The sequence below is a fragment of the Arthrobacter ulcerisalmonis genome, from assembly GCF_900609065.1.
GTDB lineage: Bacteria > Actinomycetota > Actinomycetes > Actinomycetales > Micrococcaceae > Arthrobacter > Arthrobacter ulcerisalmonis.
The window spans coordinates 62,656-79,112 of the sequence record NZ_UXAU01000020.1 but is presented as its reverse complement, the minus strand read 5'-3'; the positions used below and the strand labels follow the sequence as shown (position 1 = coordinate 79,112).

Here is a 16,457-nt window from a genome sequence, read left to right as displayed (position 1 = left end):
GCGCCACAATAACGCCAAGGGCGCCGGTCAGTTGACCGGCGCCCTTGGTTTTTGTGCAGGACCTAGAGGTCTGCGAGGACTGTTCCGGGGCTCTCCACGGCGTCTGCAACGTAGCGGAGGAACCCGGCTGCCGTGCCGCCGTCGCACACCCGGTGATCGAAGGTGAGGGTCAACTCCACCACCTTCCGGACTGCCAGTTCGCCGCGGACCACCCAGGGCTTGTCGATGATCCGGCCGATACCCAAGATGGCCACCTCAGGGTGGTTGATGATGGCCGCTGATCCGTCCACACCAAAGACGCCGTAGTTGTTGACGGTGAAGGTGCCGCGCCCGAGTTCCGCCGGAGTCGCCTTTCCGGCGCGTGCGACGGCGGTCAGCCGGCGAATCTCTCCGTCCAGTTCGCGAGCGCTCAGTTTGTGCGCTGCCACGATGGAGGGGACCACCAGGCCACGGTCCGTCTGCGCCGCGAAGCCGAGGTTCACGCCGTCGAACGTCACGATCTGTTGGCCACCGTCCGGAGCTGCCTCGAGGCGGGTGTTGAGGGCAGGGTACTTGCGCAGGCCGGCGGTGACGAAGCGTGAAATGAAGGCGAGCAGGCTGGGGGCGTCCGCGCCACCGCCCTTCAGGTCAACCAGCGCCGTGGCATCCACGTCCACCCACACGGTGGCCTCGGGGATCTCGGTGCGGCTCCTGGCCATGGTGGCTGCCACGACTTTGCGCACCCCCCGGACAGGCTCACGCGAGGCGATTCCCAGGCCAGTGCGCCGATCGATTTCCGTATCGTCTTTGGCGATCGGGTCGCTGGCGACCGCCCTGGTAGCAGCTGACGGGCTGGCCTCGTCGGAGGCTGCGGCTGACCCGTGGGGGCTGGGTGGAGTACCGATGGCTGCCTCAACGTCCCGCCGCATGATCAGGCCGCTGTCCCCCGATCCACTGACTGCGCCGAGGTCTACTCCATGTTCCCGGGCCATCCTCCGGACCAGGGGCGAGATGACGGCGCCAAGCTTTCCGGGCACGCGGGTGCGCAGGAGCAGCAGGTCATCTGCCGTCTTGGCGGCTGCGGCGGCCACCGGTTCGGCGACGGCGGCAGCCGGGTGCGTGCCGGCGTCGTTCGTTTGCTGTCTTGCTGGGCGGGAGCGGCGCGGCACATCGGCACCGCCGGGCGTCCCATAGCCGATCAGCACGTTACCGGAGCCAGCACGCTCCTCCTCGCGGTACGTCTGTGCGGCTGCCGGTGCCGCTTCGGTGGCTAGCCCGGCGCTCTCCACCGCGGCACCAAGGGGCGTCACCGAAATAAGGGGACGGCCGACGTCGAGCGTCTCACCCGGCTGCCCATGGAGCTGGGCCACGATGCCCGCGAACGGCGAGGGGACTTCCACCGTGGATTTAGCCGTTTCCACCTCCGCGATGGGCTGATCCACCACGATCTGGTCCCCCACGGACACCAGCCAGCTGACCAATTCAGCTTCGGTGAGGCCTTCACCGAGGTCTGGCAGGAGAAATACTTGGGATTCGCTCATGTCAGTCTTCCCACTGGAGTCGGTCAACGGCGTCGAGGATACGGTCCACGCCCGGGAGGTAGTAGTGCTCCAGTTTGGGGGCTGGATAGGGGATGTCGAAGCCAGTGACGCGGCGAATGGGCGCGGCGAGATGGTGGAAGCAGCGTTCCTGGACGCGGGCAACAATCTCGGAGGAGACCGAGGCGAAACCGTGCGCCTCAGCGATGACCACAGCCCGGCCTGTCTTCCGGACCGAGGCGCAGACAGTGTCGTCGTCGAACGGGACGATGCTGCGGACATCGATGACCTCCAAGGACCTGCCCTCCGCGGCAGCCGCCGCGGCTGCGGCCAGTGCGGTGGGCACGGCCGGGCCGTAAGCGATCAGGGTGGCGTCAGCTCCTGCCCGCGCCACCACAGCTTTGCCCTCCGAGCTGACCCCGGTGACCTTGTTGGCCTCGTGTTCGGCGCGGAGCGACTCGAGATCGACAGCGTCTTTGGACCAGTAGAGCTTCTTGGGCTCCATGAACATGACCGGATCGTCCGAATCGATGGCTTCACGCAACATGCGGTAGGCATCAGCCACGGTGGCTGGGGTGAAGACCTTGAGGCCGGCGGTGTGCGCGTAGTAGGACTCGGAGGAGTCGCAGTGGTGTTCCACTCCGCCGATGCCGCCGGCGTAAGGCACCCGGATCACCATGGGCACGGTGAGTGCGCCCTTGGTGCGGTTGTGCATCTTGGCGACGTGGCTGACGATCTGCTCGAACGCCGGGTAGGCGAAGGCATCGAACTGCATCTCCACCACGGGGCGCATGCCGTTGATGGCCATGCCCACGGCCATCCCCACGATTCCGGATTCGGCGAGCGGGGTGTCGAAGCAGCGCTGTTCGCCGAAGGTCTTGGTCAGCCCGTCCGTGATCCGGAAGACCCCGCCCAGGGCGCCCACATCTTCACCGAATACCAGGACTGACGGGTCGGCGTGCATGGCGTCGGCCAGGGCGGTGTTAAGCGCTTTAGCCATGGTGACGGGCTGGGCACCAGCTGCACCGTCGTTGGCCGCAGGTTTGGCTGTAGCGGAGGTGGTGACGGTCATGGGGTTGCCTCCTTGGTGGCTGCGTCCTGCGCCGTGTCTTTGGCTGCTTGGTCGCGGGTCAGTTCGTCTGCCAGCAGCGCGGCCTGTTCGTTGAGTTGGGCCGTTGGTGTGGCGAAGACGTGCCGGAAGAGTTCGTGCGGGTCCACGGGAACGTCCTGTCCGAGTCCTTCCCGGAGCTGCGTTGCGACGGACTCGGCTTCGGCTGCGAACTGCGCTTCGAGGCTGTCATCAAGGAGCCCGCGCCCGGTTAGGTACGTTCGCATCCTGGTGAGCGGGTCCTTGGCCAGCCACTCTGCCACCTCACTGTCCGCACGGTAGCGAGTGGCGTCGTCGGCATTGGTGTGGGCCTGCATGCGGTAGGTGTTGGCCTCCACCAACAGCGGTCCCGAGCCTTCCCGGGCAAGTTTGACGGCGCGGTCCAAGACCGCCAGGAGCGCCACGACGTCGTTCCCGTCCACGCGTTCGCCGGGCATGCCGTAGCCCACTGCTTTGTGGGCCAGCGAGGGGGCAACGGACTGGTGGGCCAGCGGCACCGAGATGGCGTACTTGTTGTTCTGTACGAAGAAGACCACCGGTAGGTGGAAGACGGCGGCAAAGTTGAGGGCCTCGTGGAAGTCGCCCTCGCTGGTGGCGCCGTCTCCGCACATGGCAAGCACCACGGTGTCCTCGCCGCGCAGCTTCGCAGCGTGCGCCACGCCTACCGCGTGGAGCAATTGCGTGGTCAGCGGAGTGCACTGGATGCCCACCTTGTGCTTTGCGGGGTCGTAGCCGCCGTGCCAGTCGCCCCGGAACAGGGTCATGGTCTGCACCGGGTCAACGCCCCGTGCCATGACGGCAACGGAGTCGCGGTACGTGGGGAACATCCAGTCCCCCGGCGCAAGGCACAGCGCGGCAGCGACCTGGCAGGCCTCCTGACCGTGGCTTGAGGGGTAGACGGCCATCCTGCCCTGCCGGACGAGCGCTGAGTTTTGATCGTTGACCCGGCGCCCCACCACCAGCTGCTGGTACGCCGCCACCAATTGCGCATCGCCGGGCAGAGGGTACTCGTGGCCGGCCTCGGCGCCCTGCTCTCCCATCGCGTTCAGCAGGCCGTCCGGGTCAACCATCTGGATCTGGCTCCGGGCTGGCAGGAGGTAGTCCTCCACGCTGATGCCAAACTTTTTGACGGCAGTTGAGACAGCGTCCCCTGCCCGCTCAGCTGGAGGCGTGCCCGGGACTGTTCGGTCTGCGGAGAGCATCATTGGTCCGCCTTTCACTAGCGACTATTTGTCTCCAGTATGGGCTTTCCAGGTCATTCGTATCCATGAATGGCGGCGATCGTGGAAGGAATGATTAATTGACGCTAATCTGGTAGACAAATGTGAAATGTGATGGCCGTTACGGAGAGCATTATGGACGAATCGATCACAGTGGTGCCCACCGCTGAGAAGCCAGAGCTGGATCAGGTAGACCGGCAGATCATGGCGCAGTTGGTTCAGGACGGCCGGATGTCCGTGACGCAGGTTGCCGAGAACGTGCACATCTCGCGCGCCCACGCCTATACCCGGATCAACCGCCTCACTCGCGAGGGCGTCCTGACTCGGTTCACGGCGCTGGTTGACCCGATCAAGGCGGGACTCACGTCCTCCGCCTACGTCACGCTGAAAGTCCGCCAGCACGCGTGGCGGGCCCTCCGCGAGGAATTGTCAGCACTCCCCGAGGTGCATCACATTGCCTTGGTAGGTGGCGACTTTGATGTGATCCTGCTGGTCCGCGCCAAAGACAATATTGACCTACGCCGGGTGATCTTCGATCAGCTGCAGTCCATGGCTGGCGTCCTGGACACGCAGACGTTCCTGGTGTTTGAGGATGTTGATACGCGGTGAAGGGGCGTTCGACACAGGGAATCTGTAACGACTGATGCGAGAGCGCTCAGCTCCCTGTCCTACTTGCACTCTCTTCACACGACGTCCAAGCAAAAGCAGCCAAGTAGCTGCTGTCTAAGCCCAGCAGAAAGTTGTGAGGCCATCAGACTGTTCTAATAAGCCAACGGTGTTTCCTATGCACACGCGAAAGAATATACTAATAGTATGGCAAGGGCTCACGGGGGCGCATATCTATTCCTTGATCCCGCTACGGCATCGCCACGCAGCGGGATCAAGGATTGAACTTCTCGCAACCCTGCTGTCCTTCGTGGCCAAGTCCGCAAACACCCAGACTCTTGGCGACGCCATTCGCAGTGCGGCGCGGGGCGATGTGTTCCCCACCCCCGAAGTCCTGCTGGCCCAAAACGCCCACGGACCCTCAGTCCACGTCACCGCACGGGAACACCAGGTAGTCGCCTTCTACCTGGGCGGCGACGGGCACTCGATGGAAACCGTTGCCTCCCAGCTTGGCATCACCGTGGACATGGTGAAGAAACACCTGGGTAGTGTCCGGCGTAAATACCTAGCTACCGGAGTGTCAGTGCCCACCCGGCTCAGCCTCCGGCACCAATTGCTTCAGGACGGTTGGTTAATCGAAGCTGGGCAGCCGCTTCTAGGGAGCAGGTTCGATGAGGCGCTGGAGCGCCAACCCGGTGAGAAAATCCGCCAGCTGCGCAGGGACTTCATCGCCCTCAACGGCGAACTGTTCCCTTAGTTCGGCCACGATGTCATTGGCGGTCCGCCGCCCATTGATGAGTGACCAAATAGCCGCGGCACTGCCCTCAAGTACCACGGGCTGTTCAGCATCCAATTGGAGAAGTGCCACCCGAGCGCCGTCGTCCGATTCCACCAGGGCCACCAAACTGCCGCGTTGCCACACTGTGCTGTCCACCGCTGTTCCCCTCGCATAAAGATTGCATACCGCTGGTGACGCAATTGCCCGGGAAGCCCAGGCGCGCACTACCTTGATAGTATCCAGCAGATCAGCCACCCACACATAGGAATCCATGACTCTCCCTGATGGCACCTCCGGATACCCCTCGGAGGCCACCATGCCAGAGCCTCCCAGGCGCAAAAGATCCCACAAAACACGCAACGTGCTGCTGGTGGCGGCGGCCCTGGTGGTGGTGGCCGTCGTCGTAGCCGGAGGCTATCTGTGGAACCTCAGCAACACGTTTGATTCGCAGTCGCAGAAAATCGAATCAGCGTTCCCCGCAGAGACATCCCGGCCCCAAAAAGTTGAGGCACCGGCAGGGCAGAAGGCGCCCATGAACATCCTGCTGATGGGTAGCGACAGCCGCGGTGCCACGAGTTTGGACGCCGTTGACGGTGTGGCAACAGATCAGCGCGCCGACACACTCATGCTGGTGCACATCCCCGCCGACCGGAAAAACGTCTATGCCATGTCCATCATGCGCGACCTGTGGGTTCCGATTCCTGGCAGCGGCGAGGCTAAGATCAACGCCGCACTGGCGGTAGGCGGCGTGCCCAAGATGGTGGAGACCGTGGAATCAGTGTTCAATCAGCGCATTGACCACGTTGCCATGGTCGACTTTGAAAGCTTCAAGGGCCTCACTGATGCGTTGGGCGGCGTGGACGTCAACGTCCAGATTCCCTTCACCTCCACCCACGGGAAGTTTGTCTTTAAAGCTGGCCCCAACACCATGAACGGCGAACAGGCACTGGGATTCGTCCGGGAGCGCTACGCCTTTGTTGACGGCGACTACCAGCGCGTACGGAACCAGCAACTGTTCCTGAAATCCATCATGGCCAAGCTCATCAGCAGCCAGACGCTGACAAACCCAGTCACCATCAGCAATGTGGTGGGGGCCGTGTCGCCGTTCGTCAGTGTGGACTCGGGACTGAACGCCTCGGCACTGGGCGCGCTAGGGCTGGAACTTAGCGGAATCCGGCAAAACAACATCAGTATGTTCACGCTTCCCACGCTGGGAACGGGAACGTCAGCGGATGGCCAGTCGATCGTGATCAAGAATCCTGATGCCATCGCCAGCATCTCCAGTGCGTTGGCCAGTGACACCCTGGGAGATTACGTTGCCGCCAACAACTTCCAGAACGGAAACTGACCTGCCGGGCAAGCCCAATAGCTGTTCCGGGAGTGGGTTCCAGCGTGCCTTGCAGCACACAGGGCTTTGGCGCACGGTGCTTTTGCTGATGGCCGTGCCATTGGCTTTGATAGCCTTCTGGCCCACCCCTGTAGACAGGCCGATTGGCGGTGCGTTGGCGCGGGTGTTGGGCTACCTACACCGGCACGGAATCCCTGCCTGGGTGGACTATGCGTTTGTGGAAGCGTCCGCCAATGTGGCGCTCTTTATTCCGGTGGGGGTCGTGGCCGCGCTCGCGTTTCCTCGCTGGCGCTTCTGGCAGGTTGTCGCCTTTGGCTTTGCCGTGTCCGGCTGCATCGAAAATTGCCAGGGGCTCTTCCTGCCTGCTCGGTTCGCCAGCCCTATAGATTTGATCGTGAACACTGTAGGAACAGTTCTGGGTGCCGTTCTGGCTTTGCTGTGGAGGCGCCAAACACGCCAGCCAAACTGACGGTCACCTTTCGCTCAATCGTCAACTACCGTTTCAGTTCTGTCCGCACTTCGCTGCTCCAATGACTGATAGTCCTACGGAGTGGAGAAGACATGCGGATTTCTGTCATTGGCTGCGGCTACCTCGGCGCCGTTCACGCGGCAAGTATGGCCAAACTTGGGCATACGGTGGTGGGAATCGACGTTGACGCTGACAAGATCGCCTCCTTGTCCGATGGCCACGCCCCAATTTACGAGCCCGGGCTCAATGAGCTCTTGAGAGATGTCCAAGAATTGGGCACGTTGGAGTTCACCACCGACATTTCAGCAGTCGCTGAGTGCCAAGTGCACTTTATTTGCGTAGGAACACCGCAGAAGAAAGGCGAAAACGCGGCTGATGTCAGCTACGTTGACGCTTCCGTGATGGCGTTAGCCCCATATCTCAAGCCGGGAACTTTGGTGGTGGGCAAATCCACCGTCCCTGTGGGTACGGCGAGTCGATTGGCTGCAACCATCAGAGCGAAAGAGAGCGACGCGCATCTGGTGTGGAATCCCGAGTTCCTCCGGGAGGGCCACGCCGTCCAAGATACTGTGGCTCCGGACCGCTTGGTTTACGGCGTCAACGATGGCTCCGAAGAGAACTACGCAGTGGCCGTACTCGATGAGGTCTACGCATCGATTCTCTCGACTCAAGTACCGAGGCTGGTCACTGATCACCCCACCGCCGAACTGGTCAAGACGGCGGCCAACTCATTCTTGGCGACAAAGATCTCATTCATCAACGCTATGGCCGAACTCTGCGAAGCGGCGGGTGCAGACGTGACGCAACTTGCCGATGCCATCGGGCTGGACGATAGGATTGGCCGCAAATTTCTAGGGGCGGGGATCGGCTTTGGTGGAGGGTGCTTACCCAAGGACATCCGAGCGTTCATGGCCCGAGCGGGCGAACTTGGTGCTGACCAAGCCCTGACGTTCCTTCGAGAGGTCGATGCGATCAACATGCGTCGACGCACCCGCGCAGTGGAAATCACCAGAGAGCTATGCGGCGGTAGCCTTATGGGGCAGCGGATCACCGTGTTGGGTGCGGCATTCAAACCTAACAGCGATGACGTCCGGGACTCTCCTGCGCTGAGCATCGCTGCACAGCTCCAACTTCAGGGCGCACAAGTAACTGTCACTGATCCCCGCGCGTTGAATAATGCAGCCCGCCGATTTCCCGAGCTCACTTACGAGGCTTCTACCGAAACTGCTGTGCGCGGCGCAGATGCGTTGTTACTTCTTACAGAGTGGACCGAGTACCTGGAAATAGATCCCTACGTTCTAGCCAATGATGTCGCCAACGCGCGAGTGCTCGACGGCCGCAACGTGCTTGACGCCGCTAAATGGCGGGCCGCGGGATGGACATACCGAGGCATCGGCAGGTCTTAGCGCGCCGGCGTCGTACGCCCCAGAACTGAACGTGGCCCACAACGTCACGCTCCGCCAACGAGACAGGCCCGTCACCTGAGGTGACGGGCCTGATTGCACAAAAGCGGAGTACTACCCTACGAAATCCTTCATCCAGCTCTTCAGTTCTTCGCCGAACTCCACACGCTCGGAGGCCAGCGTGATGACGGCTTTGAGGTAGCTCAGCTTGTCGCCGGTGTCGTAGCGGCGGCCCTTGAAGACCACGCCGTAGACGCCGGAGCCGTTGCCATCACCAGCGGCGAGGGTCTGGAGTGCATCGGTCAGCTGGATCTCGTCGCCGCGACCGGGAGGGGTGTCCTCCAAGACGCCGAACACGGCCGGGTGCAGCACGTACCGGCCAATGACGGCCAGGTTGGACGGGGCCTCGCCAACAGCAGGCTTCTCCACGAGTGAGTTGACGCGGACGTAGTCTTCGCCCTCCACCACGGAGATGTCAGCGCAGCCGTAGGCACTGATCTGGGTCGGGTCGACCTCAATCAGGGCGATCACTGAGCCGCCAGTCTTCTGCTGCACCTCGATCATGGTGGTGAGCAGGTCATCAGCTTCATCAATGAGGTCATCGCCCAGCAACACGGCGAACGGTTCGTTACCCACGTGCTGGCTGGCGCACAGCACGGCGTGGCCCAGGCCCTTCGCTTCGCCCTGGCGGACGTAGTGGATCGGCCCCAAGTTCGAGGCATGCTCCACCATGGCCAGCTTGCCGGTGTCACCCTTGCGCTCCAACGCGCTTTCCAGGCCGGGCTCGCGGTCGAAGTGGTCCTCGAGGGCGCGCTTGTTACGCCCCGTGATCATCAGCAGATCGGTCAGGCCAGCTTTGACGGCCTCCTCCACCACATATTGGATGGCCGGACGGTCCACCACCGGCAACATTTCCTTCGGCATTGCCTTGGTAGCAGGCAGGAAACGCGTTCCCAAACCGGCAGCAGGAATGACGGCCTTGGTGATAGCTCTCCCCATAGTCATAGCTGAACCTTACAAATCATGCGTGGACCATGGCAATTTGTGGGCAGTAGACGTCAGTCACGTGGACGCTTTTTTCGTGTGGGAAGTTGAGCGGCGGCCTGCCACCACCGCCTCGTGGCGGGCTTGGAAGGGCATCTGGGGTCATGGTCGTGCCCGTCGGCGTGCGAGCGCGGTGAGTTCGTTCGCGCCGTAGCTGTTGACGTCCGGGTTGATGGTGACGCCGGGGGCGACGAGCTCGTCGATGCGGTCCAGCACGTCACTGGACAACGCGACGTCGGCCGCGGGCAGGTAGGACTCGAGCTGTTCCATGGTGCGTGGTCCAACGATGGCTGACGTGACGCCGGGGTGGTTGATGACGAACGCAATAGCCAACTCAATGAGGCTGAGTCCGGCCTGTTCGGCAAGCTGGGCGAGTTCTTCGACGACATCGAGCTTGCGCTGATTCTCCGGGCGGGTCATGTCGAACCGGGCGCTCGGGCGGGCACTCGAGGTGGGAGCGGACGCCGCATCTTTCCGCCAGCGGCCGGAGAGCCATCCACCGCCCAGCGGGCTGTAGGTGAGGGTGCCCATGCCGTGCCGTTGCACCGTGGGGAGGACGTCCTCTTCGATACCGCGAGCCAAGATTGAGTACGGCGGCTGCTCCGTGACGAAGCGTTCCAAGCGGCGTTCCCGTGACGCCCACTGGGATTCCACAATCTGGGATCCGGAGTACGACGAGGAGCCGAGGTAGCGGACCTTTCCTTGGCGGACCAGGTCCGTAAGGGCGCCCAGGGTTTCCTCCACATCGGTGTCCGGACTGGGCCGGTGGACCTGATAGAGGTCGATGTAGTCAGTGTTCAGCCGCCGCAGTGAGTTTTCGACCTCGCGGATGATCCAGCGCCGGGACCCGCCGCGCTGGTTGGGATCGTCCTCGTTCATGGGCATGAAGAACTTGGTAGCGAGGAACACGTCGTCGCGACGGCTCCCCATGGCCTGCCCGACGATCTCCTCGGATGCCCCACCGGAGTAAACGTCAGCGGTGTCGATGAAGTTGATCCCCGCATCGAGGGCTCGATGGATAATGCGGGTGGCATCGGCGCGGTCATCGTTGCCCCAGGGGCCGAACATCATTGCGCCCAGGCACAAGGGACTGACCCGCACACCAGTGCGGCCAAGAAGACGGTATTCCATGCTGATTATTTCCTGCTCTCTTAGGCTTCGGGGATGACCATGGCGAAGCGCTCTTCGCGGGCCTCGTCGGGGTCCGGTCCGCTACGCACGCCGGTGTGGAGAGCGTCGACGGCCGCGAGCTCAGTTTCGGAAAGCTCGAAGTCGAAGACGTCGAAGTTCTCGGCGATGCGCGCCGGATTAATTGACTTGGGGATGGCTGAGCGGCCCTGTTGCAGATGCCAGCGCAACATCACTTGCGCCGGGGTCTTGCCGTGCGCCTGCGCGACGCCGGCGATGGTGGGGTCTTCCATCACGCTGCGGCGGTCTTCACCGCCCCACCCGGGGTAGAAAGTGATGCCGCCGATCGGTGACCAGGCCTGGGTGAGAATCCCGTGCTCGGCGTCGATCGCCTGGACGTCCGGCTGGGCGAAGTACGGGTGCAGTTCGATCTGGTTGACCGCAGGGATGATGTCCGTTTCTTCGAGCAGCTGCTTCAGGTGGTGTGGCATGAAGTTGCTGACGCCGATCGCCCGCACCCGCCCGTCGGCCAGCAGGGATTCCAGGGCCTTGTAGGCGGCGATGGTCTTCTCGAACCGGTCCGGCGCAGGCTGATGCAGGATGAGCAGGTCCAAGTGATCGAGGCCGAGCTTTCCAGCTGCCTTCTCCCAGGCGTGCAGCGTCTGATCGTAGCCATAGTCGCTGACCCAGACCTTGGTCTCGACGAACACCTCGGAACGGTCAAGTCCCGAGTTCCTGATCCCTTCGCCGACCTCTCGTTCGTTGCCGTACGCTGCGGCGGTATCGATGTGCCGGTACCCGGCAGCGAGCGCGGCCTCAACGGCCGCCGTCGTCTGCTCCGGGGCGCTTTGGAAGACGCCCAGGCCCAGGGCTGGCATGGTGACGCCGTTGTCGAGTGTGAGTTCCATGTTCATGCCTTTCACGGTATTCAGATGTGCTGGGTTGTGGGAGGGCACGTGATTACCTCCCTGGCCGGACAGGCTCGAGTTTCGGTGCGGTCAGGACCGGTGTTCTGCTTCGTCGGGCCGCCAGATCCGCAGGCAGGATGAGGACCGCCGTAATGACAACGGCCAGGAGGAGCAGGACACTGCCGGCGGTGAGTGCCGCGCTGACCTCGGCGGACAGGTGGGCTGCGGCAGGACCCACCGTGGGGACGGTGGCCGCGGCGGCGACCGCGATGCCCAGTCCCAGGCAGGTGCCGATCTGGTGGAAAGTGTTCACCAAACCTGATGCCGCCCCTGCGTCAGAGGCCGGGGCGCCGAGAATACCGAAGGACGTCAGTGGCGCAAACGCCAAACCCTGGCCGGTGCCGATGAGAATCATCGGCAGTGCCACGCCTGTCACGTAGGAGGAGCCGACGTCGACCCGGCTGAGCCAGAACATCCCCGCGAGGGTGAGCAAAATACCGGCCAGCAGCGCGACCGAGACCGGCGTCCGGCCCAGCAGTCGCGGGATGCTCATGGCGACTACGAAGTTGACCGCGGTCATGGGCAGGAAGCCCATGCCGGCATGCAACGGATCGAATCCGAGAACTCCCTGCATGAACTGGGTGGTGAAGAAGAAAAACGCGATCATCGCGCCCAAATAGAGGAAACGGGCAAGGTAGGCTCCGGTGCGACGGCGGCTTGCGAACAGGCGCAACGGCATGATCGGCTGCGCGGCCTTGCGTTCGATCAGCACGAAAATAACCAGAAGTACGACGCCGGCACTGATGGCCGTGCGCGCAACAGGAGCGTTCCAGCCCGCATCGGCGCTGTTGATGATGCCGAACACGAGCGCGCCCACTCCCAGCGTGGCGCTGAGCGCTCCGAACAGATCGAAACGGCCGGTGGCCCGGTCGCTTTCCGGCAGGACCCGGGGAGCGAGGGCGATCATGATCGCGCCAAGGGGTACGTTGACGAAGAACCCGGCCCGCCAGGAGATCCAGTCGGCCAGCGCGCCGCCGATGACCAGGCCGAGACTTGCGCCGATCCCCGCGGTGGCGCCGTAGAGGGCGATCGCCCGGGTGCGTTCCCGGCCTTCTGGGAAACTCGCCGTCAGCAAAGACAGCGAAGCGGGGGCAACGATCGCTGCTCCGATGCCTTGGACGGCGCGGCCGGCGATGGCCCACCAGCCAGCCGGTGCAAGCCCGATCAGCAGGGATGCGACAGAGAACACCACCAGGCCGACCACGAAAACGCGCCGGCGTCCCAGCAGGTCCCCGGCCCGGGCGCCGAGCAGCAGCAGCCCACCGAAGACCAGTGTGTAGGCATTCTGGACCCAGGAGAGTTCCGTCGTGTTCAACTGCAGGTCACCCTGCAGGCTGGGCAGTGCAGTAAAGATGACCGAGTTGTCCAGCAGGATCATGAAGTAGCTGGCGAGGATGATTGCCAGGATCGCTGCCGGGCGGGGAGCGCTTTTAGATGCAGGTTTCATGCTTTCCATGCAACAGTGACTTCCCGTATGCCGGGAGTAACGCTGGTTCCGGGTACTGCCAGTCCCTCCCTTGTTGAACGGTCCGCGCGTAGCGTGGGTGCCATGACACACAGCGACGACGTGCGGAAGTTCCTGACCTCCCGCCGCGCCAGGATCACCCCCGAGGAAGCTGGGTTGCCTGCCTACGGCGGCAACCGACGCGTTACCGGCCTACGCCGGGAAGAAGTCGCCATGCTCGCGGGGATGAGCATCGACTACTACATCCGGCTGGAACGTGGGAATCTTTCCGGCGCCTCCGACAGCGTGATCGAAGCTCTCGGTCGGGCGCTTAAACTTGACGACGCCGAAACGGCCCACCTTTTTGACCTGGCCCGCGCCGCCACCGCTTCCCCGCGGTTGCGGCGCAAGCGCAGTCCGCAGACGGTGCGGCCCAGCGTGCAACGCGTCATCGATGCGATCACGACGGCGCCGGCCTGGGTCCGTAATGACCGCGGGGACGTCCTGGCTGCCAACGAACTCGGCCGGGCCCTGTACCTCGACATGATGGCAGAGCTTGCCACCCCGCCGAACAGTGCGCGCTTCACCTTCCTGAACCCGAAGGCGCAGGAATTCTTCGCCGATTGGGAACGGGCAGCCGATGACGTTGTCGCAGTCCTCCGTTCCGCGGCCGGGAAAAACCCTTACGACAAAGACCTCACTGACCTGATCGGTGAACTCTCCACCCGCAGCGAAGAGTTCCGCACGCGGTGGGCCAGGCACGATGTGAAATACCACCGGACCGGCCGCAAGCGGCTCCATCACCCGATCGTGGGGGATCTCGACCTGATCTACGAAGCGATGGAACTTCCCGCCGACCCCGGACTGCGCATCAACGTCTATACGGCAGATCCCGGCACACCCTCCGAGGACGCACTCAAAGTCCTCGCCAGCTGGGCCGCTACCCAGCGCGAAACGACAAAGGCTGCCGTCAAGGAGAACACTTGATCCGCTGAACCGATTGCCGGATCCACCAAACGTGAGCATCAGCCCTCCCGCGCTTCGAGGGGGTCTGGCAACCGGTGGTGGTAGCGTGCTTGTGTGATCCGCCGTGCCCGCAAAAAGCTGCCCCTCTGGGCCTCCCTCCTGATCAACATCCTGTCCGCGCTGGTGATCCTCTCGCTGGTCCAGGGCTTCATCGCCAAGGTCTACCGGGTGCCGTCCGGTTCCATGGAAAACACCTTGCAGGGCGCGCGCGCAGGAGGGGACCGGATCGTGGTGAACCGCCTGGCGTACGGCGGCTCAACTCCGCAGCCCGGCGACGTGGTGGTCTTCACCCGGCCAGCGTCGTGGGAGAGCGAAACACCTCGTCAAGCCGCCAGCGGCCTCGGCGCCGTGGCCCGCAGTTTCGGGGATGTGACCGGCATTGGACCGTCCAACGAGGACTTCCTGGTGAAACGGGTGGTGGCGGTGGGGGGCCAACAGATCAGCTGCTGCAGCGCGGACGGGAAGGTCACGGTCGACGGGCAACCCCTGGACGAGCCCTACATCTACCAGGACATCCCCTTCGATGCAGCACAGAACAACTGCGACAGCACCCTGCCCTCCGCACGCTGCTTCCCTGACTTCGACGTGCCCGCAGGGAAACTCGTGGTCATGGGCGACCACCGATCCAATTCCCTGGACTCGGTGGCATCCTGCCGGCTACCCGCCAGCGTGCGGCCCACGGACTGCATGAAAGTGGTCGACACGACGGACGTTATCGGTCAGGCGGCGCTTCGCATCTGGCCGCTGGATACCGTAGGCACCATCAAGTAGGCGGCCGGCACCCGCGGCCAAGTCGCGACGCCCTACTTCGCCGGCAGCGAAGCCAGGTTCAAAACCCCGAGGGCGGACGGTCCGCCCCAGAAAGTCTCGCCCGGTCCACGGCCAATGATCCCGCGCTCAGCCAAGTCCACCAGAACCTCTTCCAGCATGGCCTGGTACCCGTCCGGAAGGCCGTGCTCCCGGTCCAGGACCGCAATGAGTTGGTCCTCGGTGATGGCCCGTTCCGTGGCGGCCCAAATGGTGGGCCCAATCCCTGACAGCCGGGTGACGCCCGCACGGTTGAGCACCAGAATATCGCCGTCAGACTCCACGGCGTCTGCAGCGTTGCACCGCACCACCCAGCCGTTGGGAACCGGATCGTCCGAACCAGCGCAGCCCACCCCGGTCCACTCAGCAGGCGTGGGCGCTGAGACAGGTCCCGGCACAGCAGCGCCCCCGAAGACGCTCGCATGGAACACCTCCACCAGGTCCGCGGCTTCCGCGTAGGTGAAGCGGCGGACGCCGCCCGTCTGTTCGATCAGCGCGCAGAGCGACTGCAGCGGCTTATCCAATAGGGCTTGGGAGGACGTGTTGGGGATCAGTTCCATCACGGCCTCCAGCAGCGGAACAGCCTCGACGCTCACGGCCTGGCTGCCCGGCTGGCGGTCCAGCAGGCCAATCCCCCGGAGCCACAGCCCATCTGTTGGTTCAGCCAAGCCAAGGCTGTCCGGGCCGGTCTGGGTCTTCGGCTGGCCTTCAACGGTTCCCTTGACGGACAACGGCTTGGGGTAGGCCAGCACCTCCCCCGCCGAGGTGACCGCCACCGTCTCATCCGTCACATAGCCGAACGTTTTGGCCAGGTGCGTTGCCGCCGTCGTTTTTCCCGTGCCGGATTTGGCCACCAACGCCATGACGCTGCCGTCCGCTGCCGCGGACAGCCCGCAGGCGTGCAGCATGGTGAGCGTTCCCGCGTTCGCCTCGATGGCCAGCAGCGTCAGCTGCGAGGTCAGCCGCTCAGCGAGGGATTCAAAAGTATCAGCGCACAGTTGCCGGACATCCAGGTCCCGCCCCTGCGGCTGGAACGTGACGGCTGCGGTGAAGGGCAAGCCGGGCAGGACGGGGTCGACGGCGGCTGGAACCAGGTCCGGAGCAGCCAAACAGCGGGACCAGGCCGCTGTCAGATCGGCCACCTGCGCAGCGCTCACCGCAGGGCCGAATCGAACCACCGCTGGTACCCCGATGATGCTCAGGCCTAAAACGTCGCTCACTGTAGATCCCCCATTGCCAAACCCCGAATAGTCAACGAAATTACCCTATCTCCTGGCGTCACCAGAAAATCATCCGGCGGAAACGAGCCTGCAATCTAGGCACGCAATGCTTGGAGAGAAGCATTAGACACGGGAGGCACACCATGGATCTGCTATTGACCGGCACCAACCCATTACGCATCAACGACTACATCGAAGCCTGGCACCGAGGAAAGCTGTTCCACTCCGGCCGGGTCATCGATGTGGTGCCGTCGCTGGAGCTTTTCTGGATCATGGACGCCCGCACTGGGCTACGGAAACTCATCGACCCTGAGGCGCTGGACATCCGGCACGTAGCCGAACCCGCGGAACCACTGGCAACCGCCTAAACC

The 16,457-nt window shown here is 63.5% G+C and carries 17 protein-coding genes; 8 read left to right on the top strand and 9 right to left on the bottom strand.

Going from position 1 to position 16,457, the window contains the following annotated elements:
• Positions 1-62: 62 nt before the first annotated feature.
• Genes PSET11_RS06990 through pdhA form a run of 3 tightly spaced genes read right to left on the bottom strand, consistent with a single transcriptional unit; the run spans position 63 to position 3,830 of the window.
• Positions 63-1,520 carry a dihydrolipoamide acetyltransferase family protein gene (locus PSET11_RS06990; protein ID WP_124091387.1) on the bottom strand — a complete coding sequence of 486 codons (1,458 nt, stop codon included), beginning with the start codon at positions 1,518-1,520 and terminating at the stop codon, positions 63-65.
• A gap of 1 nt (position 1,521) precedes the next feature.
• Positions 1,522-2,589 carry an alpha-ketoacid dehydrogenase subunit beta gene (locus PSET11_RS06985; RefSeq protein ID WP_124091386.1) on the bottom strand — a complete coding sequence of 356 codons (1,068 nt, stop codon included), beginning with the start codon at positions 2,587-2,589 and terminating at the stop codon, positions 1,522-1,524.
• On the bottom strand, positions 2,586-3,830 hold the full coding sequence (pdhA, locus tag PSET11_RS06980; protein ID WP_124091385.1) for a pyruvate dehydrogenase (acetyl-transferring) E1 component subunit alpha: 1,245 nt from the start codon (positions 3,828-3,830) through the stop codon (positions 2,586-2,588). The genes PSET11_RS06985 and pdhA overlap by 4 nt, the downstream gene beginning before the upstream one ends.
• 150 nt (positions 3,831-3,980) lie before the next feature.
• On the opposite strand from pdhA, the gene PSET11_RS06975 reads away from it, so the two are divergent.
• Together PSET11_RS06975 and PSET11_RS06970 are read left to right on the top strand one after the other, a co-directional pair.
• The gene (locus PSET11_RS06975) at positions 3,981-4,454 is read left to right on the top strand and encodes an Lrp/AsnC family transcriptional regulator (RefSeq protein ID WP_124091384.1); all 474 of its coding nucleotides are present in this window, start codon (positions 3,981-3,983) and stop codon (positions 4,452-4,454) included.
• Between the two features lie 307 nt (positions 4,455-4,761).
• Positions 4,762-5,208 carry a helix-turn-helix transcriptional regulator gene (locus PSET11_RS06970; RefSeq protein WP_124091383.1) on the top strand — a complete coding sequence of 149 codons (447 nt, stop codon included), beginning with the start codon at positions 4,762-4,764 and terminating at the stop codon, positions 5,206-5,208.
• Here PSET11_RS06970 and PSET11_RS06965 read toward each other — a convergent pair.
• Positions 5,107-5,502: a PqqD family protein gene (locus PSET11_RS06965; protein WP_124091382.1), complete on the bottom strand. Its 396-nt coding sequence runs from the start codon at positions 5,500-5,502 to the stop codon at positions 5,107-5,109. The two genes, PSET11_RS06970 and PSET11_RS06965, sit on opposite strands and share 102 nt — an antisense overlap.
• Here PSET11_RS06965 and PSET11_RS06960 point away from each other — a divergent pair.
• From PSET11_RS06960 to PSET11_RS06950, 3 genes are all read left to right on the top strand, one after another.
• A complete protein-coding gene (locus tag PSET11_RS06960; protein ID WP_124091381.1) occupies positions 5,501-6,577 on the top strand; it encodes an LCP family protein in 1,077 nt (358 codons plus the stop codon). The two genes, PSET11_RS06965 and PSET11_RS06960, sit on opposite strands and share 2 nt — an antisense overlap.
• Positions 6,578-6,626: 49 nt before the next feature.
• Positions 6,627-7,046, top strand: coding sequence for a VanZ family protein (locus tag PSET11_RS06955; protein ID WP_238989064.1), 420 nt, complete (start codon positions 6,627-6,629; stop codon positions 7,044-7,046).
• Positions 7,047-7,138: 92 nt separating this feature from the next.
• Entirely contained in the window at positions 7,139-8,452 is a 1,314-nt protein-coding gene (locus tag PSET11_RS06950) for a UDP-glucose dehydrogenase family protein (RefSeq protein ID WP_124091380.1), read from the top strand.
• 111 nt (positions 8,453-8,563) lie between these two features.
• On the opposite strand, the gene galU is transcribed toward PSET11_RS06950, so the two are convergent.
• The 4 genes from galU to PSET11_RS06930 form a co-directional block, all read right to left on the bottom strand.
• Positions 8,564-9,454 carry a UTP--glucose-1-phosphate uridylyltransferase GalU gene (gene galU / locus PSET11_RS06945; RefSeq protein ID WP_124091379.1) on the bottom strand — a complete coding sequence of 297 codons (891 nt, stop codon included), beginning with the start codon at positions 9,452-9,454 and terminating at the stop codon, positions 8,564-8,566.
• Positions 9,455-9,595: 141 nt separating this feature from the next.
• Entirely contained in the window at positions 9,596-10,624 is a 1,029-nt protein-coding gene (locus PSET11_RS06940; protein WP_124091378.1) for an aldo/keto reductase, read from the bottom strand.
• 20 nt (positions 10,625-10,644) lie between these two features.
• Positions 10,645-11,529: an aldo/keto reductase gene (locus PSET11_RS06935; RefSeq protein ID WP_124091377.1), complete on the bottom strand. Its 885-nt coding sequence runs from the start codon at positions 11,527-11,529 to the stop codon at positions 10,645-10,647.
• Positions 11,530-11,581: 52 nt separating this feature from the next.
• Positions 11,582-13,036, bottom strand: a complete 1,455-nt coding sequence (locus tag PSET11_RS06930; RefSeq protein ID WP_124091376.1) for an MFS transporter — start codon at positions 13,034-13,036, stop codon at positions 11,582-11,584.
• Between the two features lie 102 nt (positions 13,037-13,138).
• On the opposite strand from PSET11_RS06930, the gene PSET11_RS06925 reads away from it, so the two are divergent.
• Both PSET11_RS06925 and lepB read left to right on the top strand, forming a co-directional pair.
• The gene (locus tag PSET11_RS06925) at positions 13,139-14,020 is read left to right on the top strand and encodes a helix-turn-helix transcriptional regulator (RefSeq protein WP_124091375.1); all 882 of its coding nucleotides are present in this window, start codon (positions 13,139-13,141) and stop codon (positions 14,018-14,020) included.
• 93 nt (positions 14,021-14,113) lie between these two features.
• Positions 14,114-14,830, top strand: a complete 717-nt coding sequence (gene lepB, locus PSET11_RS06920; protein WP_124091374.1) for a signal peptidase I — start codon at positions 14,114-14,116, stop codon at positions 14,828-14,830.
• A gap of 32 nt (positions 14,831-14,862) precedes the next feature.
• Here lepB and PSET11_RS06915 read toward each other — a convergent pair whose 3' ends face one another.
• The gene (locus tag PSET11_RS06915) at positions 14,863-16,086 is read right to left on the bottom strand and encodes a hypothetical protein (RefSeq protein ID WP_203415923.1); all 1,224 of its coding nucleotides are present in this window, start codon (positions 16,084-16,086) and stop codon (positions 14,863-14,865) included.
• A 143-nt stretch (positions 16,087-16,229) separates the two neighbouring features.
• On the opposite strand from PSET11_RS06915, the gene PSET11_RS06910 reads away from it, so the two are divergent.
• Positions 16,230-16,454: a hypothetical protein gene (locus tag PSET11_RS06910; protein WP_124091373.1), complete on the top strand. Its 225-nt coding sequence runs from the start codon at positions 16,230-16,232 to the stop codon at positions 16,452-16,454.
• Positions 16,455-16,457 lie beyond the last annotated feature (3 nt).